General features: G+C 53.0%; 18 protein-coding genes. All 18 read right to left on the bottom strand.

Annotation, left to right across the window (positions count from 1 at the left end):
- Positions 1-54: 54 nt before the first annotated feature.
- The 18 genes from AC1EK1_RS00905 to bamA all read right to left on the bottom strand — a co-directional run bounded on the left by AC1EK1_RS00905 (position 55) and on the right by bamA (position 24,699).
- A complete protein-coding gene (locus tag AC1EK1_RS00905; protein ID WP_480305175.1) occupies positions 55-729 on the bottom strand; it encodes a ComEA family DNA-binding protein in 675 nt (224 codons plus the stop codon).
- On the bottom strand, positions 726-1,433 hold the full coding sequence (locus tag AC1EK1_RS00900; RefSeq protein WP_480305275.1) for an ABC transporter ATP-binding protein: 708 nt from the start codon (positions 1,431-1,433) through the stop codon (positions 726-728). The genes AC1EK1_RS00905 and AC1EK1_RS00900 overlap by 4 nt, the downstream gene beginning before the upstream one ends.
- Before the next feature lie 17 nt (positions 1,434-1,450).
- Positions 1,451-2,218 carry a tRNA threonylcarbamoyladenosine dehydratase gene (locus AC1EK1_RS00895; RefSeq protein ID WP_480305174.1) on the bottom strand — a complete coding sequence of 256 codons (768 nt, stop codon included), beginning with the start codon at positions 2,216-2,218 and terminating at the stop codon, positions 1,451-1,453.
- A gap of 6 nt (positions 2,219-2,224) precedes the next feature.
- Positions 2,225-3,586 carry a TrpB-like pyridoxal phosphate-dependent enzyme gene (locus AC1EK1_RS00890; RefSeq protein ID WP_480305172.1) on the bottom strand — a complete coding sequence of 454 codons (1,362 nt, stop codon included), beginning with the start codon at positions 3,584-3,586 and terminating at the stop codon, positions 2,225-2,227.
- A gap of 509 nt (positions 3,587-4,095) precedes the next feature.
- Entirely contained in the window at positions 4,096-5,514 is a 1,419-nt protein-coding gene (locus AC1EK1_RS00885; protein ID WP_480305171.1) for a sugar porter family MFS transporter, read from the bottom strand.
- A 21-nt stretch (positions 5,515-5,535) separates the two neighbouring features.
- Positions 5,536-6,222, bottom strand: a complete 687-nt coding sequence (locus tag AC1EK1_RS00880; RefSeq protein ID WP_480305170.1) for a GDSL-type esterase/lipase family protein — start codon at positions 6,220-6,222, stop codon at positions 5,536-5,538.
- Between the two features lie 15 nt (positions 6,223-6,237).
- Complete coding sequence (locus tag AC1EK1_RS00875; RefSeq protein WP_480305169.1) at positions 6,238-8,115, bottom strand: FAD-dependent oxidoreductase; 1,878 nt, start codon at positions 8,113-8,115, stop codon at positions 6,238-6,240.
- 5 nt (positions 8,116-8,120) lie between these two features.
- Positions 8,121-9,218, bottom strand: coding sequence for a DUF4434 domain-containing protein (locus tag AC1EK1_RS00870; protein WP_480305168.1), 1,098 nt, complete (start codon positions 9,216-9,218; stop codon positions 8,121-8,123).
- 125 nt (positions 9,219-9,343) lie between these two features.
- Positions 9,344-10,162 (bottom strand): glycerophosphodiester phosphodiesterase, encoded by an 819-nt coding sequence (locus AC1EK1_RS00865; protein WP_480305167.1) that lies wholly within the window; start codon positions 10,160-10,162, stop codon positions 9,344-9,346.
- A 2-nt stretch (positions 10,163-10,164) separates the two neighbouring features.
- Positions 10,165-10,956: a twin-arginine translocase subunit TatC gene (gene tatC, locus AC1EK1_RS00860; protein ID WP_480305166.1), complete on the bottom strand. Its 792-nt coding sequence runs from the start codon at positions 10,954-10,956 to the stop codon at positions 10,165-10,167.
- Complete coding sequence (gene tatA / locus AC1EK1_RS00855) at positions 10,953-11,168, bottom strand: twin-arginine translocase TatA/TatE family subunit (RefSeq protein WP_480305165.1); 216 nt, start codon at positions 11,166-11,168, stop codon at positions 10,953-10,955. Before tatA ends, tatC begins: the two co-directional genes overlap by 4 nt.
- 48 nt (positions 11,169-11,216) lie before the next feature.
- Positions 11,217-13,454, bottom strand: a complete 2,238-nt coding sequence (locus AC1EK1_RS00850) for an alpha-N-acetylglucosaminidase (protein ID WP_480305164.1) — start codon at positions 13,452-13,454, stop codon at positions 11,217-11,219.
- A gap of 172 nt (positions 13,455-13,626) precedes the next feature.
- Complete coding sequence (locus tag AC1EK1_RS00845; protein ID WP_480305163.1) at positions 13,627-15,240, bottom strand: phosphodiester glycosidase family protein; 1,614 nt, start codon at positions 15,238-15,240, stop codon at positions 13,627-13,629.
- A gap of 72 nt (positions 15,241-15,312) precedes the next feature.
- Positions 15,313-17,307: a DUF6259 domain-containing protein gene (locus AC1EK1_RS00840; RefSeq protein ID WP_480305162.1), complete on the bottom strand. Its 1,995-nt coding sequence runs from the start codon at positions 17,305-17,307 to the stop codon at positions 15,313-15,315.
- Positions 17,308-17,594: 287 nt separating this feature from the next.
- Positions 17,595-20,186, bottom strand: a complete 2,592-nt coding sequence (clpB, locus tag AC1EK1_RS00835; protein ID WP_480305161.1) for an ATP-dependent chaperone ClpB — start codon at positions 20,184-20,186, stop codon at positions 17,595-17,597.
- Between the two features lie 461 nt (positions 20,187-20,647).
- A complete protein-coding gene (locus AC1EK1_RS00830; protein ID WP_480305160.1) occupies positions 20,648-21,148 on the bottom strand; it encodes an OmpH/Skp family outer membrane protein in 501 nt (166 codons plus the stop codon).
- Between the two features lie 129 nt (positions 21,149-21,277).
- Complete coding sequence (locus tag AC1EK1_RS00825; RefSeq protein ID WP_480305158.1) at positions 21,278-21,802, bottom strand: OmpH/Skp family outer membrane protein; 525 nt, start codon at positions 21,800-21,802, stop codon at positions 21,278-21,280.
- Positions 21,803-21,852: 50 nt separating this feature from the next.
- The gene (gene bamA, locus AC1EK1_RS00820; protein ID WP_480305157.1) at positions 21,853-24,699 is read right to left on the bottom strand and encodes an outer membrane protein assembly factor BamA; all 2,847 of its coding nucleotides are present in this window, start codon (positions 24,697-24,699) and stop codon (positions 21,853-21,855) included.
- Position 24,700 lies beyond the last annotated feature (1 nt).

Here is a 24,700-nt window from a genome sequence, read left to right as displayed (position 1 = left end):
GATTTTTTGTGTGTTTGTTGTATGGTTTGTTATCGTCTGCTGTGTGTTGTGGGGCTACTCTCCGGAGGTGGAGGGTAGGCGTAGGTAGGGGGCGAGTCGCAGTGAGTCGTCTCGAGTGAATGCTCCTGAGTGCATGAGCACCCTCCAGTCGATGGGGTCGCCCTTGCGCAGGAGGTCACGGAGGACATTGCGGTGACGGTAGCTGAGGTAGGGGTGGTAGGGGATGCTGTCTTGGCCGATGAGGAGTGGCCTGACCGGTGCCGCTAGTCGAAAGTAGGGCTTGATCTTGTCGTATCGCTCTCGATCCATGCCGTAGATCTCCTGGAGTTGCTCCACGACGTAGTATCCGCCTAGGAGGCCTCGGTACTTGGCGATCTTGCGAGCAAATCCGGGGCCGATACCCGGTACGCTCTGCAGGGCTAGGGTGTCGGCGGTGTTGAGGTCGATAGTCTCGCCGTTGTGCAACTTGGAAACTTGCGGTGCCCGCTTGGGTGGCCCGGGGTAGCGGTCAGTCTTGATGGGTGATGGCTCCTTTTGGGGGGTCGGAGTGGCGGTGCCAAGGGGTGGTGTCTCGGTGGTGTCGGTGGGGATCCGGATGCTGTCCGAGGAGATGGACTCGGTCGCCACTGCTGTAGTGGTGTGCGCTACGAGGATCGAGTAGGCTACGTATCCGAGCATTAGGAGGATACCGATGAGGACCATTCGCTTATCGGACGGGTTGAGTTTCATAGAGCTTCTGGGTGGGGTGAGGATTCGTTTTCCGAGAGAGGCTGTTTTCTTTCACTCGTGATCAGTCCGTCACTGAGCAGGATGGTCCGGTCAGCTATCTTGGATATCTCGGGGTCATGGGTTACGACTACGATTGTTTGCCCGGTCTGCTCCCTAAGCTCCTGAAAGATCCGGTGGAGCTCTTGCTTATTGGTGCTGTCGAGTGCTCCGGTGGGCTCGTCGGCAAAGATGACTTGGGGGTCATTGATGAGTGCTCTGGCCACTGCCACGCGTTGTTTTTCGCCACCGCTGAGCTGAGCCGGTCGGTGGGTGAGTCGCTCTTGCAGTCCCAGTCGGCTGAGGAGTGTGCGTGCTTTGGCCAGTGCTGCTTTCCGGCTTGCTCCGCCAATCATGGCCGGGATGGCTACATTTTCCTCTGCCGAAAACTCGGGCAAGAGCTGATGAAACTGGAAGACAAAGCCAATGTTACGGTTTCGGAAGTCGGCTTGGAGGTTGGTGTTGAGGTGATGGACATCTACGTTATTGATGAGTACCCGTCCACTGTCGGGACGGTCGAGTACGCCTAGGATCTGCAGTAGGGTTGTCTTGCCTGCGCCACTGGCTCCGACGATGGCGACAATCTCCGCCGGGTGTACCTCGAGTGAGATACCCTTGAGTATCTCTAGGTGCCCAAAGCTCTTGTGGATCGACTCTGCAGAAATGATGGCAGTGGATGTGGTGGTCATGGCTGAGGATTTGTATTGGTCGAGTGTGGTGATTGTCTTTTTTGTCCTAGGTAGTCGAGTGCCACATAGGCACAGTAGCAACCAACGATGGCGGGCATGTAGCTGATGGTGCCGGCTGTGGACTTTTTGTTTTGCTCTCCCTCGGTGAGGATGATAGCCTCCTCGCTTGGGAGCTCCTCGGAGTAGACGGTGGTGAAGTGTAGGGGTACGCCGAGCTTGCGTAGACGCTTGCGGATAAAGCGGGCCAGGGTGCAGTTTTTGACCTTGTCCATGCGGGCTATATGTACAGCGGTGGGATCTACCTTGGCTCCTGCCCCCATGGCGCTGACAAAAGGTATCTCTCGCTCCACCAAGCTGCGGATGAGGTGGACCTTGGGGCTGAGGGTGTCTATGGCATCTACCACAAAGTCGTAGGAGCTCTGCGTGAGTAGATCATCCGTGGCACTGTCCCTGACAAATGTCTCGAGGACCGTCAGGTGTATGTCGGGGTTGATGTCTCGGATCCGCTCTGCCCATAGTTGGGCTTTGGGTCGTCCGATGGATGAGTGTAGGGCAATGATCTGGCGGTTGATATTGGTGGGCTGGACGACATCACCGTCTACGATGGTCAGTGTGCCTACTCCGCCACGAGCGAGCAACTCTGCGACGTAGCCTCCCACACCGCCCAGGCCCACCACCAGGACATGGCTGTCGGCAATCTGCTTGGTCGAGTCCGGGCCCAGGAGCAGTGCGGTGCGCGAAAAGGGTGTCTCTGTGTGTGACATCTCGGGTTACTCCAGACCGGGAAGGTCGGTGAGAGATTGGGTCAGCTCTTCGGTGGTGAGGGCTGAGTCGGAGAGGGAGCCACTGAGAAACTGCTCGTAGGCATTCATATCGAGCATACCGTGTCCGGAGAGGTTGAAAAGGATCACCTTCTCCTCACCCGTCTCACGACACTGCTTGGCTAGCCGGATGGTCTCGGCTATGGCATGGCAACTCTCGGGAGCGGGGACTATCCCCTCGGTGCGCGAAAAGAGGATTCCCGCACGAAAACTCTCCAGCTGGGTCACATCCACGGCTTCCATCAGGCCGTCTTGCATCAGCTGTGAGACGATAGCCCCGGCACCGTGGTACCGCAATCCTCCGGCGTGGATGCTGGCTGGCTGAAACTTGTGCCCCAGTGTGTACATCGGGATCAGTGGGGTGTAGCCGGCCTCGTCGCCAAAGTCGTAGGCAAACTTGCCTTTCGTCAGCTTGGGACAGGATGCCGGCTCTGCCGCCACGAAGCGTGTCTTTTTGCCCTCTCGTATTGTGTGGCGCATGAATGGAAAGGCGAGACCGGAAAAATTGGACCCCCCGCCAAAGCAAGCCACGACAATATCGGGGTACTCACCGGCCAGCTCCATCTGCTTCTCTGCCTCTAGCCCAATGATTGTCTGGTGGAGTGCCACATGGTTGAGCACACTGCCGAGGGCATATCGACAGTTGGGGGTTGTGCGCGCCAGCTCCACCGCCTCCGAGATGGCTGTCCCGAGTGACCCGTTGTTTTGGGGGTCTCGGGTGAGGATGTCTTTGCCGGCTCGGGTGCTCATGCTGGGGGAGGGGGTCACTTGGGCCCCAAAGACGTGCATCATGTTTCGTCGGTAGGGCTTTTGCTCGTAGCTAACCTTCACCTGATACACAGCGCAGTCCAGCCCAAAAAGTTTGCTCGCATACGCCAAGGCTGTACCCCACTGGCCGGCTCCTGTCTCGGTGGTGACATTGGTGATGCCCTCTTGCTTGCAGTAGTAGGCTTGTGGTATGGCGGAGTTGAGCTTGTGCGACCCCACCGGGCTGACACTCTCGTTCTTGAAATAAATATGTGCCGGAGTCTCTAGAGCCTCCTCCAGTCCATAGGCGCGAACGAGGGGTGTCGCTCTGTAGTAGCTGTAGAGCCGGCGCACCTCCTCCGGAATCTCGATCCAGGGGTCGGTATTGTTGACCTCCTGGCGAGAGGCTTCTTGGGTGAAGATGGGAAAAAAATCCTCTGCCCGCATCGGCTCATGCGTCTCGGGGTTGAGAAAAGGGCGGGGCTTATTGGGCATTTCTGCCTGGATATTGTACCAGTGTGTCGGTACCTCCTCGATGGGCAACAAAAATCGCTTTTGTGTCATTGTGTCCGTATTGAATTCAAAAAAACCTAGACAAATGTACGCATAATCTCTGCCCTTAGCTAGAGTCGATCCGGCGCCTCTATTCCGCCGGTGGGGCTATTGGGCTTGTGTCGAGGACTTCGCCCCGCCCGACAGACCATTTTTCCCGGGAGAAAAACTTGGCTGGCTCGGAGAAAAACTTGGCAAGGTCGGAGAAAAAGATGCGCTTGTCCTATGAAAAAGATAAAATCACTGTGTGATCTCTAGAAATCACATAGTGATTTGAACAAACCACTTAGTGATTTGAATAAATCACACAGTGATTTTATCTTTTTCATCCGGAGAAAATAGTTTGTCGACGAGGAGGGGAGGTTTCTCACCTCTCTGCCGGATAAAATAACAAGGTGCGAGGAGGCTCTCCCGGATCTCTGGCCACCACGGGGCATGCGAAAGCCCCACCTCGGCCGAATGTTTTTTTGGGGGGAGACCGAAGTGGGGCTTTTTGGGGGAAGGATCTGTGAGTGCGAGGGCTACTGCTTGTGCTTTTGGAGCCAAAATCGCTCGATCTCCTCGAGAGATCTGCCGGCGGTCTCGGGCATGGCTTTCCAAACAATCAGGATGTATGGTAGGCACATGACCGCAAAGAGGAAGAAGGTCCCGGCAGGCGTGAGGTTTTGGAGGAGCCATGGGGTGAGTTGGCCGATCAGATAGGTGCCGACCCATAGCGAGAGACCGGCAATGGACATAGCCACTCCCCGAATACGTGTGGGGTACATCTCCGATAGGAATACAAAGATGACCGCACTGATGGATCCCGCGCAAAAGAAGATGTAGCAAAGGAAGAACACGAGCAACAGTACCGGTGGCACTCCCATGCACTCGCCATAGAGGAAGTAGAGGCCAATACAGAGCAGTGAGGCAATCATGCCGCTTACGCCGTAGTAGACTAGCTTTTTGCGCCCCACTTTGTCAATGATGAAGAGGGCAAGCACGGAGGTCAGGACATTCACCAGTCCGATCCACACTTGGTACCACAGGGAGTCTTGTGCGGCCAGCCCTGCGCTCTCAAAGATCGATGGGCCGTAGTAGAGTACCGCATTCACGCCCATGAACTGCCCCAGCATGGCTATCGCGACTCCGATAAGGATCGGCCGCATGATATCCTTGCGCAGCAAGAGACGCCACGGGGTACTCTCTGTCTCTGCATACAGGATACTTTTTGTCTCACTGATCTGTAGCAGAGCCTCGTCCCGAGATGCGTGGATGGCTGTGAGGATAGCCTGGGCTTTGTCGTCACGTCGGCGGACGATCAGCCAGCGAGGACTCTCCGGGATGAAAAATATGGTGACCATGAAGAGCACGGCAGGGATGGTCTCCATACCGAGCATCCCTCTCCACACCTCGGACTTGAAGATCAGTAGGAGGGTGGGGTGGGTGAGCAGAGCACTCTCGCCGGTGGACCAGCCCAGCAGACAAAAATTGACGAGATAGGCTCCAAGGAACCCCACAGTCACTGCCAGCTGGTACAGCGATACCAATCGCCCTCGATACTGTGCCACAGCTATCTCGGAGATATAGAGCGGGGAGACTATGGAGACTACCCCTATCCCCATACCACCGATGATACGGTAGATGACCAATTGATCAAAGCTGCTGCACAGTGCACACCCGATGGCTGAGGTCGTGAAGAGTACCGCCGAGACAAGCATGCTCAACTTTCGGCCCAGGTTGTCACTCAGGATGCCGGCAAAGAGTACGCCCACGATGGATCCGACAAGGGCGCAGCCTACATACCAGCCTTGCTGTATAGTGTCTAGCCCATACTGCTGCACCACCTGCGCTATGGTGCCGGATATGACCGCCGTATCGTACCCGAATAGGAACCCCCCAAGAGCCGCTACTATCGAGAGGAAGGTGAGGTACCCATAGTTGATGCTTTTTTGTGCCATATTAGGATAGATCGTGTGGGCTTATTTATTGACCAAGGGGGTAATCTCCTTGATCCACTTGAGATACGCTGTGGCGGTCAGGTGGATGCCGTCCGTGGTGTAGGAGGCGTAGAGCATGTCGGTATTGGGGTCCAGCATGAGCGAAAAGAGGTCAATGTAGGGTATCCCTCGCTTTTGTGCCACTTTGGCCAGTTCGGCATTGATTGCTCGGATGTTGTCACTGGATTGTACGGTGCTTGATTGCTTGAAAATCTCCTTGTTGACCGGCAGGATACTCTGTAGATAGAGCTTGGTCTGCGGGCAGGACTTTTGGAGCGTGGTGATGATCCGATCAATGTTTTGGACAATCTCTTCGTTGCTGTGTTGACCGTTGAGGTCATTGATGCCGATCATCAAGAAAATTTTGGATGGTGTGTGGCGTGCGACTTCGTCCAAGCGGTGTAGCACACCGGCTGTGACGTCTCCTCCGATGCCGCGATTGAGGATTTTGGCACCATTGGAGGGGGCAAAAAACTCCGCCCACTCCCAGTTGTTGGTGATGCTATTGCCAAGGAAAATGATGGCTCCGGGTTGTGTGGGGGATTTTTCGAACATTGATTCTCGATTGATGTAGTGCTGAAAGGGCTTGAAGGGAGGAAGGCTATCCTGGGCTTGAAGGCTAAGTGTGCCGATGAGTACGGTGAGGGTCAGTAATAGTTGCTTATTCATGATGATGGGGGTTGATTACTTGATAAGTGTGCCGTCGATGCGGACTTCTTTTGAAAATGGGTCGAGTATTTGATCCAAAAGGTAGGCAAACACTCCTCTGCTGATTGGTTGGTCCGGGTTGTCTCGGAGGGCTTTGTCCGGTAGGCGGTCGCCAATGGGGGTGCCACTGATCCTGCTAAGGAGGGCCAGTGCGGCGTGTGTGGTCACCTTCTTGGTCGGATCGCTCTGCCACGCCCTGATGTACTCTGCATGCTCGGGGTAGTAGGTGTCCAGCTCGAATACCTCGCCGTAGAGGAGTGGATCATCCACTCTCAGCCAAGTCTCGTTGGACCAATTGACGTTACGCCCTTCGCCGCGCAGTATTCCGGTGGCTCCTATCTTTTGCATGGCACGAAAGCGAGGTGACTCTTTTGGCAGATCAAGGTATGGTAGGAGGTATCCTCCGGCATCGAGGATGACGCTCTGGACTTTTCGGACGGATACCTCTGTCGGGAGCTTTTTGTCTCGGACGGAGAGTGCCGCCAGGGCTCCGGCAGCTTGTCCCAGCTGCATGACTACCGGCTGTAGGCGCGTGGTACCATTGACGACATTGGATACCGATACAGACTTCTCGGCGACCAGTAGGCATGGATGGGTGGGCGGGACCACCACACCCATTGGGATTCCATAGGAGGGTATGGGGTGAAAGTGTAGGTCCGGCAATGCTTCTTGTCCATCGTAGGCCGCATGGTGGTGGTCCACCGGGTAGTCTCCCACTGCTATACAGGTCCGGTACAGTGGCTTTTCTTGATCATAAGGGTGCTCCAAGTGATTGAGATCAAAGCGTACCGCACCTCTTATCCGCCTAGACTCTCTGTGGTAGGGCATGTAGGGGAGGCGATCCGGTGTCTGCGTGTATTCATCGTCTGCCAAGCCAATATGGTCGAACCCCAGCTCGTGGTGGATAAAGTACAGCATGCGCAGGGTGCGCTCTTTGGCGAGAGTGTATGCTTGTTGGCGGACTGCAGGTGTAGCCTCGACCACATTGGCGTAGTAGTCGTTGCCCTCAATGGGCCAGTTGAGCATATACTTCCCATTGGGGAGCTTGCCATAGTTGAGCATCTCCTCTGGTGACCAGAGTTTTCGGTGAGGCTCTTTGGGGCTCTTGCAGTTGGGGTTGTCGCATGAGCAGGCAAATTCCTTGGGATCATACCCCTTGGGTTCGGTCATCTCTATCGGATGATCGTACTCCTTGAGGATAGCTGTGTAGGTGAGGTCCTGTATGATGTTGTTGGCTTGTGGTGGCGCAATGTCTTCGCCGGTGTCGCTCCGTGCCTCCATTCCGAGGTCATAGGGAACTCCGAGCATCGCCGCCACATCGCCAAGCTCGGTGGCATCGATGAGACAGCGTGCGTCCACGTGCCACTTTTTCCCATTGACCTGTACGAGTAGTCTGTAGCCCCCGGCTTTTTGAGGCTTCGCCGCGACCACTTCTGCGTTGTGCTTGAGTGTGAGGTTGGGCTCTGCTGCGACCATCTCGTGGAGGATGCGGTTGCCGACAGATGGCTCGAAAAGGGTGCGACTCACCCATCCGGTATTGAGTGCCTCGTCGCTCCCGTAGTGCTCTACCAGGGCTTTTCGGAACTCTCCAAAGAGTCCGGCTTGGAGTCGGTAGTTCCCATCCACGGCACTGACTCCGGCTGAGGTGAGCATGCCACCGATCCAGTCGTACTCGGATAGCAACAGAGTGGAGCATCCGAGGCGTGCCGACTGGATAGCGGCCGCAACTCCGGACGCACCTCCTCCGGCCACTACGACGTCGTATGCCTTTGGCTCTGCCTGCTCTTGGGCTTGTGCAAGTGGTAGCCAAGAGAGGCAGAGTAGGATAATGCTGATAGGAATAATAGGTTTCATTCGACTCAGATCATACCAAAGTACTCACGGTAGCGGTCGTAGAGGTGTCCGGCCTGTAGATAAGCAGACTGAGGACTCATAAAGTGTGGAAACTCAAAGGTGATCGCCTTGTCGTATCCTGCTCTTTTGGCCGCCTCTAGCTTGAGACGAAGTTTCTCAAAGTTGATGGGGAAAAAGCGTATCGGCATATCGCGGTCAAAGGTCTCCGCATTGGTCCAGCACTGCATGCCGTACTTGTCCGCCAACTTTTTGTTGACCGAGAAAAATGCATCTAGCTCATCGTAGTCGATCTGCCCGTCCTGAAATGCTACCGCATCCACCACATCGTGGATCCCCGAAAAGATCTCGTCCCACTCTTGCTCGTGTCGGCTGACTGAGATGGCATCCTCCTTGGTGAGCTTGTTGCCGGTCGCCATGACCGCTTTTTTGCCATCTATCCATGGGGAGATAAAGGTCGGCAGTCCACCGGAGACGTCCTTGCATTGTTTGCCAAGGGAGTGAAAGGCCTCTATGGCACCTTTGGTGGCTCTGCTGATCTCCCCACTGATGTACCATCCTCCAAAGCTACTGTATCGTGTGCCGTAGTTTTCCCACACTTCATCGATGACGTACCTATTGTCCTCGATCTCATGAGACATGTCCCCGGTATCCCAGTAGATCCCAGAGTCGTACAGGCCAAAGTAAAACTTCATCCCATACTTCTGGGCAAGTGATAAAAATAGCTCCAGTAGATCTTTGCCTGGTCGGTAGCAACCTTTGCCAATAAGGTAGGGTGAGGGATAGGTGATGAACTTTCGGTACCCACTCCGGATCATGATGACGGTGTCAATGCCGATGGCTTTCATGTGCTTGAAGTCCTGCTCCCACTCCTTTTCGCCCCAGTTTTGGGACGGGATGTCGTGGGTGATTTCGTCCAAAAAGGTCCCGGTGATTGGCAGAGCTTGATTGGGCTTGGAGGTGGAGAATGGGGGTGGAGTGATGAGTCCACTCTCGTGGTATAGCTCTCCAAGTGGCTCGGCGTGAGCATACAGTGCGCCGGATACTACGGCCGCTCCCACTGCGGCACTCTTCTTGAGGAAGTCTCGTCTACTTCTGTCTTTCATATTCGACCTGAGTTTTGATGTGATGTTCGCTATTTGGGTGAACTAAAGTATTTTCGTTGTTGGTTCTTGGCTGTAATGTGTGCTGATGGCTGTGTTGTGCCCTTTTGGCCTCCTTTTAGGTCTGTCTATTTTTCGTACAATGGCTGGTCGGTTCCCTTGGGTAGGACCCCCATTCGGTCAAAGACGTCCAAAGCCGGATCAATCGTGTCTGTAGTCATGAAGTCGAAGCCTCTCGGTATGATGCAGCACTTCATGGTAGCCGGTTCGTTGACCGTCCAAGCTCCCACTTTCATGCCCAGCTCCCGGGCTTCGTCGTACCACTCCGGGTGTTTCCAGAAGGTGGTGTAGTTGTAGTTGACCCCTTTTAGTCCCATCTCGTGTAGTTCTTTGGGGCTGTGTACGGAGCCCAGATACATTACCAGGGCTTGGGGTGACAGTAGGCTGAGCTCTTTGCAGATATCTAGTCCGAAGGATATGTATGCGACACGATCCTGTAGCCCATAGGCTTGTACGGCTTCGACCGCTTTTTGGGCGATATAGCTGTTGGCTTTGGCGTTGGCTTGTGGCTTGACTTCCAAGAAGAGGTTCAGCCCCGGTAGTTGCTTGAGTGTGGCCATCATCTCATCAAGTGTGGAGATGCGTTCGTTGTCCCGCAGACGGACATTGTCTCTGAGGGTCTGCCAGTCGGTCTTGTCGATACGGTACCCCTCTATATCTGCATCGTGTGAGAGTACAACTACGCTGTCCTGAGTCAAATGTACGTCGATCTCTACTCCATAGATACCACGGACATTATAGGCACGTTTGATGGCTTCTATCGAGTTTTGGGCACTGCCTCTGCCGGTCCAGTAGCCTCGATGGGATATGATTGCGGTCTGTGCCTGCATCTCTATCGGCAGTAGGAGCAGCAGGAGTAGGAGTAAGTGGTGGGTTCTTTTTGGCATAGTCATGATGGTTGGGTTATTTGTTTTTTTGATTGCGGTCTGATGGATACAAATGCGATGGAAACTTCGTACAGCAGGTATAGTGGCGTAAATACCACGAGCATCGTCACCGGGTCTCCTCCGGGTGTGATGATGGCCGCCAACACCAGTAGTAGGACGGTGGCATATCGTCGTGCGCGCTTGAGTGTATGGACGTTGAGGATACGGAGGTCGGCAAGCAACTTTACGACTAGCGGAAGTAAGAATACCACTCCCATTGCCCCGATCAGGGTGAAGAAGTTGCTCATGTAGGACTCCAGTGAGAGCTTATTTTCAATAAAGTCACTAAGGTCGTAAAAGACCAAAAATCGTAGCGACAGCGGAAACACAACATAGTAGCCTACTGCCACGCCTGCATAAAAGAGGATGGGCAACCAGAGAAGAGAAAAGCGTAGGGCTCTTGCCTCCCCCTCGTACAGTGCTGGGCTGAGAAAGTACCACGCCTCTATGAGAAATAGCGGTATGACTGTAAGCAGGCTGAGTGCAAAAGCTGTCCGCATGTGCACAAAAAACTGGGTCCCGAGACGGATGTTTACCAGCATGATGGAGGGCTGATCGACAGTGACTCCGCCAGCCAGCCAGCCCATCAAGCGGTAAGTCGGGAATGAGGCTTGGCATGGAGATAGGATGACTGAGTCAAAGATCAGCGGGACTACCATGAACCAGGCTACAAATGCGACCAGGATGTATGCTATGATCCGTAGCAATGCCCGGCGAAGTGCCTCTGCATTGCTCCAGTAGCTTGAGTCTGTCATTCGTCTTTGTTGGGGGTGTCCGTCTTCTTTTCCTTGTCGGTGGTGCTTGCCGGGCTGTCGGATAGCCCATCCTTGAAGCTTTTGACCCCTTCTCCAAAGGACTTCATGACTTCGGGGATGCGTTTTGCACCAAAAAGAAGGAGTACAACGACTAGGATGACTAGGAGTTCGCCCATACCTAGGCGTGGTAGGAATAGCAGTGTGTTGCTCATGATGTTGGTTGCAAAGTTAGTGAGTCTGTCGTGTGGGTGACAATGGACTTAGTCAAGATACTCTGTTTTTTCGAAATACTTGTCGAGTAGGCTTTGGGCAAAGTCTGCCAGAGGCATATCTGGTCTCCTCTCATCGATAGTACCCAGAGTGTTGCGCCAATTGTCCTCAAAGGTAATCATCTCTTGCTTAAAGGCCTGCTCATCCAGTGGCTTATTTTGGCTAAGTGCTGTGGCAACAGCGTCGACGAACATCTGCCAGCGCTTGCGGTAGTAGTCTCTGACGAGACCGGCCTTGGCCCGATTGGCGTAGTCGCACAGCTGTCTGCCGGGCTGTCCCCACACGGTGATGATGCTGCGGGCGTTGTGCTCGTAGTAGTTGGCTAGGTCGGTGTCGCCATCAGCCATGTCGCGTGCATCCGATAGCCACTTGCCCAAGGTGAAGTAGTCGGCATAGGTGAGCAAGGTCCCATAGTCATCGATCAGCTCGAGTAGCTCTGCCCCACATTTTTTTACCCCTTCCGGATTCTTGGCTTCGTAGGCCTCGGTGAGTGCATCCCGGTAGTCAATGAAGAGATTGCCAAGTGCTTGTCGCCCGATATTGACGATATCGTACTCCATCTCATGCTTGTATCGGTCGGTGCTCTGGGTCCTGTAGCCATCAATGAGTAGAGACCAGGCTCTGAGGAGGTCTCTATTGTCGTACTCATACTCCGGGACAGTCACCCAGCCGTTGTACCCATGCAGTGCAGGACGTCCGTGGATCAGTACTGCTTGACCACCTCGACTGAAGTCTTGGTAGATCTTGGAGTTGAGCGTTTCCCAGCCTGCTAGTGTTTTTTGATTTTCATCCGAAGCCCCTCTGCACCTTGCCCAGCTGTCGATCCACTCAGAAGGTGTGGGGGCATTGCTCCAGGCTTGTGCCAGTACATACTCGTACATGAGGGGGTTGACATCCAAGCCCTCCAGAGTACAGCCGATACCCATAGGTGGGGTAGAGCTTTGTAGGGCATTGTTGATCTTTTCGTGCACATCACTCAGATTACCACAGAGCCAGCTGTTTTCGCCAAAGTTGCCTAGGTAGCACCAGAGATAGGGTTGTCCGTGGAATCCGTCGGTCTCACGCCATACTTCTACTTTGTCACAGTAGTAATCCAGTAGATAGAGTGACCCTTGGGGAACACCGCTCAGAAATGCTTCGACGCGCTCAGGGGTCCAGTTTTGCCTGTCAAAGTAAAAGAGCCAGGTCATCATTAGCCACTTGGCTTGTGGGTCAACGTTGGTCAGTGAACTATAGATAGTGGAGGCTACTTGCTTGAGAAAGGCCGGTGACCAGTCCGGTGACTCAACTTCGTTGAAGGCATCAATCCCATAAATATGGTCGGTGCCAAATAGCTCTGTTTGCTTTTCGAGATAAAGCTTTTGGATCTTTGTAAAAAGTGGTGACGAAGGAGATAGGTAATAGGTGGCGTACTGCTCATCATAGCCTCCCCAGTCTCCCAGCCTCAGGATCTCCTCATCGGGAAAGTACTCCTTCATCTTGGCTGGTACATGACCGGCAAAGGCCGGTAGGACCGGCTTCATGCCAAAGGAGCGTTCGCGTTCAAGTATCTTTTTTTGGAGCTCTACTTGTCCATTGATCCACTCTTCGGGTAGCGGTCCTTCCCACCCGTCCACATTATTCATGCGGTGCCAAGGGAGATGTGCAGGTCCGGTGAAGTAGGCACGCACCTCGTCTGGTGTCATGCCCAGTTCGGTCCAGACATCCAGCCAGACCTTTTCTTGCCCCGTGATCGCCAGAGGCATGGAAACACCATTGAGTGCCATCCAGTCAATGAAGCGCTCCCAGTCCGACCACTTCCAGTAGGGCATGCTGTACCCAAAGGTGCAGTAGTTGAGGTAAAAGCGTTCGTCCACACGCGCAACACCCTCCAGTGGAGTCGATAGTGACGGCAGCGTGTCCGGGAGCTTTACCTCCTCCGTGGCGTATGGGCTGACGTAGGTGTGGCAGGCTTTGCGCAGGTATTGGTTGAGTCCCACACAGAGGGCCAAGCGGTCGGTCCCGGATACGGTCACTGTTTTGCCATCGGCGGTGACGGTATAGCGTGACCCTGTGATGGAGTCGGACGGAGACTGTAGGACAAACTCAAAGGCTTTTGCTTGGCCTGGAAGCAGTCTCTGACACAGCTCATACAGAGGCTTGACTTCAGGGCTGTGGGACGCTTTTGCGCACCCCGAACATACAACAAGTAGGAGAGTAAAAAGGGTGAAGAGTGTCTTCTTTTTCATGGATACTGGTTTGGTGACGGCCTAGACGGCCTATGAAGGTGGTGATTGTGTGTTTGTCGGCTTGGCGTGTTGGTAGGGTAATGATCTATAGCCGTAAATACCCGATGGAGAGGGGAAGGTAAGGCCTTCGGATGGACTTGCCTATCCCCTCTCTATGGGTGTGGGTAAAAGATTATTTGTCGAAAAATCCAATGATGGATCGAATAGCCCGAGTGTCTCCTGTCTTGGGGTCAATATCCTTGTGATTGATGATGGATCCGGCCGCCCACATGTTGGTTGATCCACCACCATCTAGGTTGAGTGCATCTTTACAGCCAATTCCTTTCATGATTTGGGCCAGTTCGATGAGGTTGGCTCCTTTGCTTATGGGGATCCTACCATCGCAGACGAAAAGGACGATGCGTCCATCTTCTAGGACTCCGACTGCTGTGCGGTCGGGGTATGTTGTTTTGCCAAAGATGTCGTAGGGAATGATTTCGTAGTTGCCGACGTAGTACTCTTGGCCATCTCTGAAGGTCTCAAAGTCTACGGGTACACGACCATCCTTGAGTACTACCGGACCGGCTGACACTCCATAGTAGGGGTTGAAGTCAACAGGATTGCCTACAATTTCCGGCAGGTAGTCAGCATACAGTGCTTCGCCGAGAAGGATTGGCATCGGGTGATTGTAGAGATGTGGCTTGTGGTCCTTCTGAGATGTGCCGGCCCAGCATACAATAGCCTCTCCGGCTTTGGTTACGCCAAAGAACCCACGGCTGGCCAAGTGCATGGTCTCGTATTCGGGGTGACCCTTGCGGAGTGATCCTCTGTGCCTGCCATCGCTCCCTTTTAGCCCACCGTGCCCATAGAGCCCTAGGGTTGTTTGTCCGTAGAAATAGGCGGCATTCACTAGTACGAGTGCCTTGTTGACGGCCGAAGCTTGGACAGACAGCGGGGTGTTGTGTTGAGGATCGTTGCGTTTGATGCGTGATTTGGCCGGATTGCCTACTGCATACCAGGCATTGAATGGGCGTCCATTGAGTTTCGACTCAGTCTTGTAGATCTCCACTTTGCCCTTTAGGGATTCCGGGGTTACGTCTTGCCACTCTAGCTTGATTTCCTTCGGTTGCTCTGCTAGTTTTATCTCGACCGGTTCGCTGTACTTGGCATCTCCCGTTTTGCCTTGTGCATAGGCTCTGATGTAGAGTGTGGACTTGTCTTTTGGCAGGCGTGTTATCGGGACGACCTGCATGCAGGTGTTTTTGCCTCTGCGATTGGCGGGGGCCGGAATGGTGATGACCTCATTGCTAGCCGTTACATCCGGACTGTCGCTGAGGCGAATTCCTATGTTTTCGGTCTCTTCTTTTGGAAGGTTTTGCGCCTGGTACTCGACTGCTATCCCGGCATGTGAGTTGAGTGTCCGGAGTATCCTTACGCCGGTCAATTCATCATCACGTAGGATTCGGTAGAGCCGCGTAGCGGGATAGGAGCTGGCTTTTCCACTCTTTGCTGTGACAGCAAAGTAGTAGCTCTTTCCTATCTCCAGCTCTTGGTTGACAGTATAGGCACGTTGTTCTATGTCAACAGACTCCAGTGGGGTATATTCGGTGGCATCTTGTGGCTTGTAGCTTACCGTGAAGCCATCGATATCATAGGGCTTGTAGTCCCAGGTCAGTTGCACTTTTCCATCTATGGATTGAGATACGACAAAGTTATCCGGCATGATGGGGATAGTGGGTTGTTGAGCTCCGTTGCAACCGCTCAACAAGATCAGGAGCAGAGATAGTGATACGGAAAACGCTTTCATGGTTTTTTTTACTCTGATGTGTGTATTAAATGGATGGTTTCTTGCTCTGTTTTCTTTGTGCTCTAAATTTACCTAAAAAAGGTACGGTGTGAGAGGCTCCAACTCTTTGGAGGCTCCGGATGGGAGGGTGATCCGATGACGTGTCGTGTCGTAGTTGACTACGATCAGGACCTCTTTGCCGTTGCCGTCGATCCATTTTGCGCCTAGGACAAGTGGCTGTACCCCGTGTCTGGGGAGGTCACTGCCCATGGGGGCATCCTTTGGGGTCCACTCTTCTGTGATTCGTCCGTTGAGGAATAGGTCTCTGTGTTTGGCTCGAAAGCGCTTTGCAGCGAGGAGAAAATCCGACTCTGCTTTTGCCCGTGGATCCATGATCATACTGGGCTTGATCCACCCCAGCTGTCCACCCCACAGCAGAGTGCGAGCCGTGATGAGGCGGTACGAACCATCGTATATAGGAGTGGGAATGTAGCAGTATCCCGTAAAATGTGCACGGTCTCCGTACACGATCGGAAAGAGGGGGATCGGTTTGTTGCCCCACCTAAAGTCCAGGTTGACATTCAGCATCAGGTCAAAAATGTCGATGTAGCACTCGGCACACTCCTCGGTCATCAGGATCTGTGTGGGGCGGAGCGACTTTTCTCTGATGTCGGTGTAGAGGTTTCGATAGCTATCCACCCACCATGATCCACCTCCTGTCGGGTGTTGGTGTGTTGTGCTGTAGCAAGTATAGGGTGCTGCACAAGCGATTTGGTCGATATATACCCCCGCAGTGCTGAGGTCGTTGGTGATCTTGTGGATGAGCTCTTTCTGAATGGTTTGCCACCCTTTGGACCCTGGGCAGGCTGCATAGTGGGGTACTTGGGAGTGGTAGATCTCTTCGTAGAATCCTCCATCTCGCTTGACACAACAGTTGTGCGCCCCATCGTAGATCCGAAAGGCCTCTGACTTTGGATCCCATATACGTCCATTGATGTAGGGTACTACGTGTGCGCCCATGGCACTTGCCTCCGAAAACTCTCCCGGAATATATGGCTTAGGTGGAAAGTAGTCGGGGTAGAGTGTGTCAAAAGGATGGTTGTGCCACGTGTACCAGTGGATCCCCACATTGTTGCCAAATCGTAGCATCATCTGTAGTAGATCCGAGTATTTCTCTGCCTCTTGGGTCATGATCCAAAAGTCATTTTTTGCCAGCCAGTCCGGTATGCCTCGTTCACGCTTGAGTTTTTTGCCCCACTTGGTCTTGAAGGTAAATGGACGGTACCAGTCGATCACGGTTTGCTCCCATCCCCCCTTGTGATGGCCCATCACCGCCTCCCACGGGAGACTGAGGTGTCCGCCTTGGATCCAGTCTGCCGAAGGGGTTGTGGTTAGGAATAGGGTCACAGATCTATCGTCAGCCAGGCATCGGTACTGCTTGGCACTGCCGGTGTAGTCCTCGGTGCCAAAATAGGCTGTGCCAGTGCTGTTGAGAGCCATCAAAAACTGCATCGTGCCACTTCCGGATGGGTATTCGGTGGCTGTCTCTGCCCCGGCTTTGAGTGGTCTGAGTACTCCGTGTCCGGCCGGCATCACGAGTTGCATATCGTCTGTCAGCGGTATCCGTAGTCTGGGGTAGGTGATTTGCTCAATGCTCCAGTCGTCAGGTAGGTCTGCCTCCAGTGACCAGCGAGGAAGTGGACTGTCTGTCGGGAGGTTGACGGTGGTGGTCACCATATACTTGTCGCTCGGACCAATCTGCCATCTAAATCGGAGACTCTCCTCTGAGATTCGCTCCCCTCCCAAGTAGTGTGCATCATCGGTCACCAGCTTGCCGGACTCTAGACGAATTTGCCATGGTGTGACACTGTCGGGTAGGGTGACGACCTGCCCATCGTGCAGTACCATGCTCCTAAAGCAGTAGCTCGTCCCACCATCAAAGCTGATGCTGACAAGGGCATTGGATAGGACTAGGTCCGCACTCTGTGCGTGAAGCGAGTGGTTCCATACAAAAAGGAGGACCAGTAGCGTTCCAATTTTTCCGAAGCGTCCGAGTGAATCATTGTACGGTGCCGATTCTTTAGTCATATTGAGGCTGTATGGGTGTTTGCAAAATCTTTAGTCGGTTATTTCCTAAGTTTTCGACGTAAAGTGTCGCTTTGTTCAGTCACAAATGTACGTATTATTCGATAGAATACAATGCTACTAAAGTATTTTCTTTTGTTTGGGTTGGGATTATCATTTTTTAGGTGCTCGAGGACTGCTTTTTCTGAAAGATATGGCGACTTCCTGTTTTGGTAGTGGACACTTTTGGGGAAAATAAAAAAGGACGCGCCGGAATGCGACACGTCCTTTTTATTGTTCCATCGTGGAGGTTAGCTGTTTTGGAAGGTGAATTTCTCACCATCGTAGTCCAGAGTGATGCTTGTGTTGGTCACCACGTTGTTGCGTAGGATCTCCTCAGAGAGGTAGTTGAGTACCCGACGCTGGATGACCCGCTTTACAGGACGTGCTCCAAACTGTGGATTGTAGCCCTCGGCTGTGATTTGCTTGACGGCACGATCCGTGTAGGTGAGCTTGATGTCGTTTTCGGCAAGGGTGGCGATGACTCTGTCGAGTTGTATGCGTACCACTTTCTCAATCTCATCGAGTGTGAGGGGACGGAATACGATCGTGTCGTCAATCCGGTTGAGAAACTCTGGCCGGATGGTTTGTTTCAGTAGCTCAAGTACCTGCTCGCGCGTCTTGTCGATCATCTCATCCGCATTATCGCTCTTGAGGTTTTGCATGTTGTTGCGGATGATGTCGGACCCCATGTTGGAGGTCATGATGATGATCGTGTTTTTGAAGTCCACTGTGCGTCCCTTGTTGTCGGTCAGCCGTCCGTCATCAAGTACCTGCAGTAGGACGTTGAAGACATCCGGGTGCGCTTTCTCAATCTCATCAAACAGCACTACGGAGTAGGGCTTGCGTCGTATGGCCTCGGTCAGTTGGCCACCTTCTTCGTAGCCGATGTATCCGGGAGGCGCTCCGACTAGCCTAGAGGCGGTGTGCTTTTCCTGGTACTCGCTCATGTCGATACGGGTCATCATGTGCTCGTCGTTGAAAAGTACCTCGGCCAGTGCGCGTGCCACCTCAGTCTTGCCGACGCCCGTGGTACCCAGAAATAGGAATGACCCTATCGGTCGCTTGCTGTCCTGTAGTCCGGCACGGCTACGGCGTACTGCGTTGGCTATGGCGGTGATGGCCTCGTCTTGCCCAACGACTCTGCGGTGTAGCTCTTCTTCTAGGTGTAGGAGCTTCTCACGCTCCGAGGCTAGCATCCTAGATACCGGTATGTGTGTCCACCTAGAGACTACGTCGGCGATGTCCTCTGCATCTACCACCTCCTTGATCATTGGGCTGTCCTTTTGGATCTCGTGCAGCTTGCTCTCGGCTTTCTCGATCTTCTCCTGTAGTTCGCGGATCGCCCCGTACCGTATCTCTGCCACTCGTCCGTAGTTGCCTTCGCGTTCTGCACGGTCGGCCTCTATCTTGAGGGCTTCGATGTCGGCTTTGCTTTGCTGTATGAGCTCTACTTGCTCCCGCTCGTTGCGCCACTTGCTTGTGAGTTGATTTTGCTCATCACGCAGGTCTGCGATTTCGCTTTCTATCTTTTGGAGGTTGTCGGCATTGCCATCACGCTTGATGGCCTCACGCTCAATCTCTAGTTGCTTCATCTTGCGGACGATCTCGTCCAGCTCTTCGGGCATGGAGTCGATCTGCATCCTCAGACGTGCCGCCGCCTCGTCCATGAGGTCGATCGCCTTGTCCGGCAGGAAGCGGTCGCTGATGTATCGGCTCGAAAGCTTCACGGCTGCTATGATGGCATCGTCCAGTATGCGTACCTTGTGGTGCGTCTCGTAACGTTCGCGGAGGCCACGGAGGATGCTGATGCTGTCCAGCTCGCTCGGCTCATCGACCATCACAATCTGAAAACGACGCTCCAAAGCCTTGTCTTTCTCAAAGTACTTTTGGTACTCGTCCATGGTGGTGGCACCGATGGATCGAAGTTCACCTCTCGAGAGTGCCGGCTTGAGGATGTTGGCGGCATCCATAGCTCCCTCGCCTTTTCCGGCACCGACAAGTGTGTGGATCTCATCAATGAATAGGATGATGTCTCCATCGGCGTTTTTGACTTCGTTGACCACACTCTTGAGACGCTCCTCAAACTCTCCCTTGTACTTGGCACCGGCGATCAGTGCACCCATGTCGAGTGAGTAGAGTCGCTTGTCCCTAAGGTTTTCGGGCACATCTCCTCGGACGATACGCATCGCAAGACCCTCTGCAATAGCCGTCTTGCCCACTCCCGGCTCTCCGATGAGGATAGGGTTGTTTTTGGTGCGTCGGCTGAGGATCTGTAGCACACGACGTATTTCGTCATCGCGTCCAATCACCGGATCAAGTTTGCCGGACCGAGCTTTTTCGACAAGGTCAATAGCGTACTTGCCTAGAGCGTTGTAAGTGTCTTCGGAGCTTTGGCTCGTGACGTTGCTACCGTTTCGAAGCTCGAGTACTGCCTTTTTCAGCTCATCGTAGGTGACACCTTGATCCTTGAGAATACGTGAGGCTTGGCCACTCCCCTTGGTAAGTGCCAGTAGGAGGTGTTCGATAGCGACGTACTGATCTTGCATCTCAGTGGCAAGGGATAGCGCATCGCTCAGTACCGTTTCCAAGCTTTGGCTGAGATAGGGTTGTCCACCTTGGACCTTGGGCAGTTGGTTGACGGCATCGTCTGCCCTCTTGCGTAGGATCCGGAGGTCCACACCGAGCTTCGGAAATACGTACTCGCTGATGCCATTGCCTTCCTGTAGAAGGACGGCCAAGAGGTGCTCCGGCTCCAGTGCTTGCTGGCCTTTTTGCTGAGCCAGCTCTAGAGCACTCTGGATGGCCTCCTGGGTTTTGATGGTATATTTTTCTAGATTCATATATAGTTGTTGTTTTTATTTATTCGTTAATCTGTACACAAGGGTATATACAAGGATTGGGCCGAGTGGAATGTGGTGACAAAATGAATGCCCTGTCGCGTCAGAAATACCTCTTGGGTGTCTTCTTGTCTTCATGGGCTTCAAGATTGTCAGTGTACCCCTGTCGCAAAAGCGTTTTGGTACAACTGTCCCCCTCTTTTTACCCCAACCCTCCTTTGGCAACTCGGCCGAGTCGGCCTTTTTGACTAAAACTGCAGTCCCATCGGTTGAGACTGTAGTTTCTACGGGATGAAACTGTAGTTTATCCTCAGGAGACTTTTGTCGGATGTGTAGAGACAAAGTCTGTTATGTATAGAGGTGATACAAAAAGGAGGGTGTGTCGAAACTTAAGTTTCGACACACCCTCTCTTTTGTTTGGCGGTTGGCTAGGACTCTCTGGTGTGAGAGCTATTTTGCCGGAATCAGATGCCTAGCTTGGAGCGGACAAGTGCTGTCACGTCTTCACCGTTTGATCCTACGTACAGGAGTTGTGCGCTGTCAAAGATGTAGGCGAATCCATTTTCGGAACCCACTTTGTTGATGGCTTCGCGGAGCTTAGTCTGTATGGGAGTGAGCAGCTCCATTTGTTTCTTTTGGAGGTCTTGGCTGGCTACCTGGCGGTGAGTCAGGATCCGACGTTGTAGCTCCTCAAGGTCTTGTTGCTTGCGGACCTTCATGGCATCGGTGAGGTTAGCTGCCTCCTTTTCGTATTCTTCGTATTGCTTACGGAGCTCGGTCTCCATGGTTGCCACCTCGTTTTCGTACTTGCCGGCCAACTCATCGAGCTGAGCTTGTGCGGCCTTTGTCTCGGCCATGGAGGTAAAGATGGTCTGGGTGTCCACTACGCCGATCTTCTGAGCGTTTTGTGCTGATAGGATCATAGGACACAGCACGAGTGCGAGAGTGAGTAGTACTTTCTTCATTGTTGTCTGCTTGAATTGTATGGTGATATTACTTATTTCCCTTAGTGCAAAGGTAGCACTTTTTTCGGATGAATGTGAATCGTTGGCCTTTGCTCCTCTTCTGTGCGGGGTGGGGACCCCCGCTAGTGGTTATTTTTTTATTCCGAGTGTTGCAAGTACATCGTTGCTGATGTCGGCTATCGGGTCTGCAAAAACGATGACTCCTCCGGCAGATGCACGATCAAAGACGATAAGGTAGCCTCGTCGTTGGCTGATGAGCTTGACGGCTTGGTAGATCTGGTCTTGGATCGGTTTGATGAGTTGCTCTTGGAGTTTGACGACCTCGCCTTTGGGGCCGAAGTATTTGATTTGCTTGGCTCGTGCGTCTTCTTCGACCTTTACGATGGCATTTTCTTGTACCACACGATCTTGAGGAGTGAGTTGCGGGAGGGCTTGCTGGTATTTTTGATAGAGTTGTTCGGCCTGTTTGTTGAGCTGCTCGATCTCTTCATTCCACCCTTTTGTACTAGCTTCGATGCGGTCTGTCGCTGTCTTGTAGGCCGGTATCTTGGCTAGGAGGTATTGCATATCGATTAGTGCGTAGCTGGCTTCTTGTGCCACAGCTCCGTAGGTGGCCCCTGTCATGAGCAGGAGTATAAGGAGTATTCTTTTCATCTTCTTTGTTGGTTTCTTTTGGTTTTATCCTTGTACTTGTGTGCTGTTTTTTAGAACTGTTGTCCGAGTACAAAGTGAATGTTGCTACCACCAATTGTGTTTGTCCCATCGGGCGCGTCAAAGCCATAGCCCCAGTCGATACCCATCAGACCAACCATTGGGAGCATGATCCGGACACCTACTCCGGCTGAGCGTTTTAGTTGGAAGGCGTTGTAGTCACGGATGTGGTCCCATGCGTTACCGGCCTCTAGGAAGCTTAGGATCCAAATGGTTGTCTGCCCCTCAAATAGGACAGGGTAGCGTAGCTCCATGTAGGCTTTGGCGTAGGCGTAGGCACCCTGTCCGGATGCTCCGGCAAGTGAGCCGTTTTTGTATCCGCGGAGTCCGACCATTTGGTTGAGGTAGCCCACATAGCTGGACATTCCGTCTCCACCCATGTAGTAGGTCCCAAATGGTGAACGCTTGTAGGCGTTGTAGGAGCCTATGATGCCACCCTCTACGTTGGCCATCAATACCGGTGTACGCTGTGTATTGACAGGGTCCATCAGTGGTAGGTAAAACTGTCCCTTGCCGGAGAGCTGATAGTACTCTATGAACCTGTAGCGCTCGGTGTCCGGCATTTTGGGGTTGGAGTAGTCCTTTTTGTCGATGAGGGAGTAGGGAAATGTGGACTTGGCACTGATGGAAAACTCTGAGCCTCGACGGGTGTATATGGGGTTGTCTACCGATGATCGGGTAAGGGTGAGTGCAAGATTGATATCATTGGCCAATCCGTTTTCCATCCCAAAGGAGTAGTAGATCATGCTCCAGTTTTTCATGCGGTACATCTGGTAGTTGAGTGACGCATTGATCTGGAAGTTGTCATCGGGCCATGTGAGACGCTTGCCGTACGCAATGCTCGCCCCAATGATGTCCAAGGTCTTGTCGGGGTCGTAGGCACTCTCGTAGATACTGGAGAGTTGCTCTCCGTAGTAGCCACCATATCCACCGTAGCCACCATATCCACCGCCATATCCACCGCCATATCCATATGGTGATCCGTAGCCATACCCGTAGCCGTATGGGGAGCCATAGCCGTATCCATAGGGAGAGCCATAACCGTACCCATAGCCGTACGGTGAACCGTAACCGTAGCTCGGGAGGTTTTGGAGCTGAGAGTTGTAGAAGCGACGGTTGATGTCTGTCTGCCGGCTGTAGTATGCAGAGAGACTAAAGTAGTTGGGACGCTTGCGCCCAAACCATGGGTCGGTAAACTGTATGCTGTAGCTCTGGTAGTACCGCGCATTGGTCTGGGCCCGGAGGGATAGTGTCTGTCCGTCTCCTCTTGGCAAAAAGCCCTTGTAGGACTTGGGGTTGAAAAGGTTGCGCATGGAGAAGTTGCTAAACTTCAACCCGGCCATGCCCACCAAGCCGGTTTGGCTCCAGCCGATGGATAGCTCGACTTGATCGTTGCTCTTGGGCTCCAACTTCCACTCTATGTCTACGGTGCCGTTTTGCTCATTGGGGACGATGTTGGGCGTGATTTTCTCTTGGTCGAAGTGGCCCATCTGTGCGATCATCCTCATGGATCTCATGACATAATCACGGTTGAAGAGCATACCTGGCTTGGTGTATAGCTCACGGCGCACGACCTCTTCGTACAGCTGGTCGTTTCCACGGATGGTGACTCTGTTGATTGTAGCCGGCTTCCCCTCCGAAATACGGATGTCTAGAGCCACTGAGTCTCCTTTTACTTCGGTCTCCACCGGTACCATGTAGGCAAATAAGTAGCCGTTGTTGGAGTAGAGGTTGGCTAGTGCATCCTCGTCTTTTTGGAGGCGGTCCTGTAGCTTCTTTTGGTCGTAGACATCACCACGCTGTATGCCGAGTAGCTTTGCGAGGTCAGCGGTGGCATATTTTGTGTTGCCAACGAACTGGATGTCTTTGATGTAATAGCGATCGCCCTCGTGGAGGTAGATGTCAATGTTGATGTGGTTGGCATCGTTGCGGTAGATCGTGTCTTTTAGGATCTCTGCATCACGAAAGCCCTCTTGGTGGTATAGGTTTAGGATGTTTTTGAGGTCCTCTTTGTAATCCTTTTCTACAAACTTTTTTTGGCTAAAGATTTCCAGAAAGCTATTCCAAGGATGCTTGGAGAGGTTGAAGCGTTCGTTGGTCTTCTCCATCGCCTTCCGGAGCTTGAAGTCACTGATCTTTTGGTTGTTGTGAAAGGTGATGGTCCTTACCTTTGTCTTGGTGTTTTTGTTGACGTCAAAGGTGACGATGACATAGCCCGGTCGCTTGGGATCGTCTTGTGTCCGGCTGGTTACTGTCGCAGTACTAAAGCCTTTTTCATCAAAGAAGCGCCTGATCTCTATTTTTGAGCGATCTAGGATGTTGGGGGTGATGTGGGTGCCTTGCTGTAGTGCAAGGAGTTTTCCCGTCTTGAGATCGTCTGCCTCTGACTTCTTTACCCCGTTGATAATGAGCTGCGACAGCCTGGGACGCTCGCTGAGGTCGATTGAGAGCCAGACGGAGTCGCCTACGATGCGGTCGGCTTCGATCCGTACATCTGTAAAGAGTCCATTTCGGAGATAATTGCGAACCGCTTGAGTGATTTCGTCTCCCGGTATCGTTACTTTCTGCCCAATTTTTAGCCCCGAGACATTGCGTACGACCTCTTCGTCATAGCTTTTGTTTCCTTTTATGACGATGCCCGCAATGTATTTTTGCTGGGGAGCCGAGTAGGAGATGACCGGTAGGTCACCGTCCGGAAGGGTCGTCACCTCGCTCCTCGTATTGGCCGTTGCCAGAGAGTCTGTAGGTGCTTGGGCTTTTGCGGATACAAATACACTTAGTAGTAGGAGTGCTCCTGCTACGGCTGCTTGAGGTATGATCCGGGTATTGTGTGATCTCATT

It is taken from the genome of Porphyromonas sp. C0026D3, from assembly GCF_056590775.1.
This window is presented reverse-complemented; position numbering and strand designations above follow the sequence as displayed.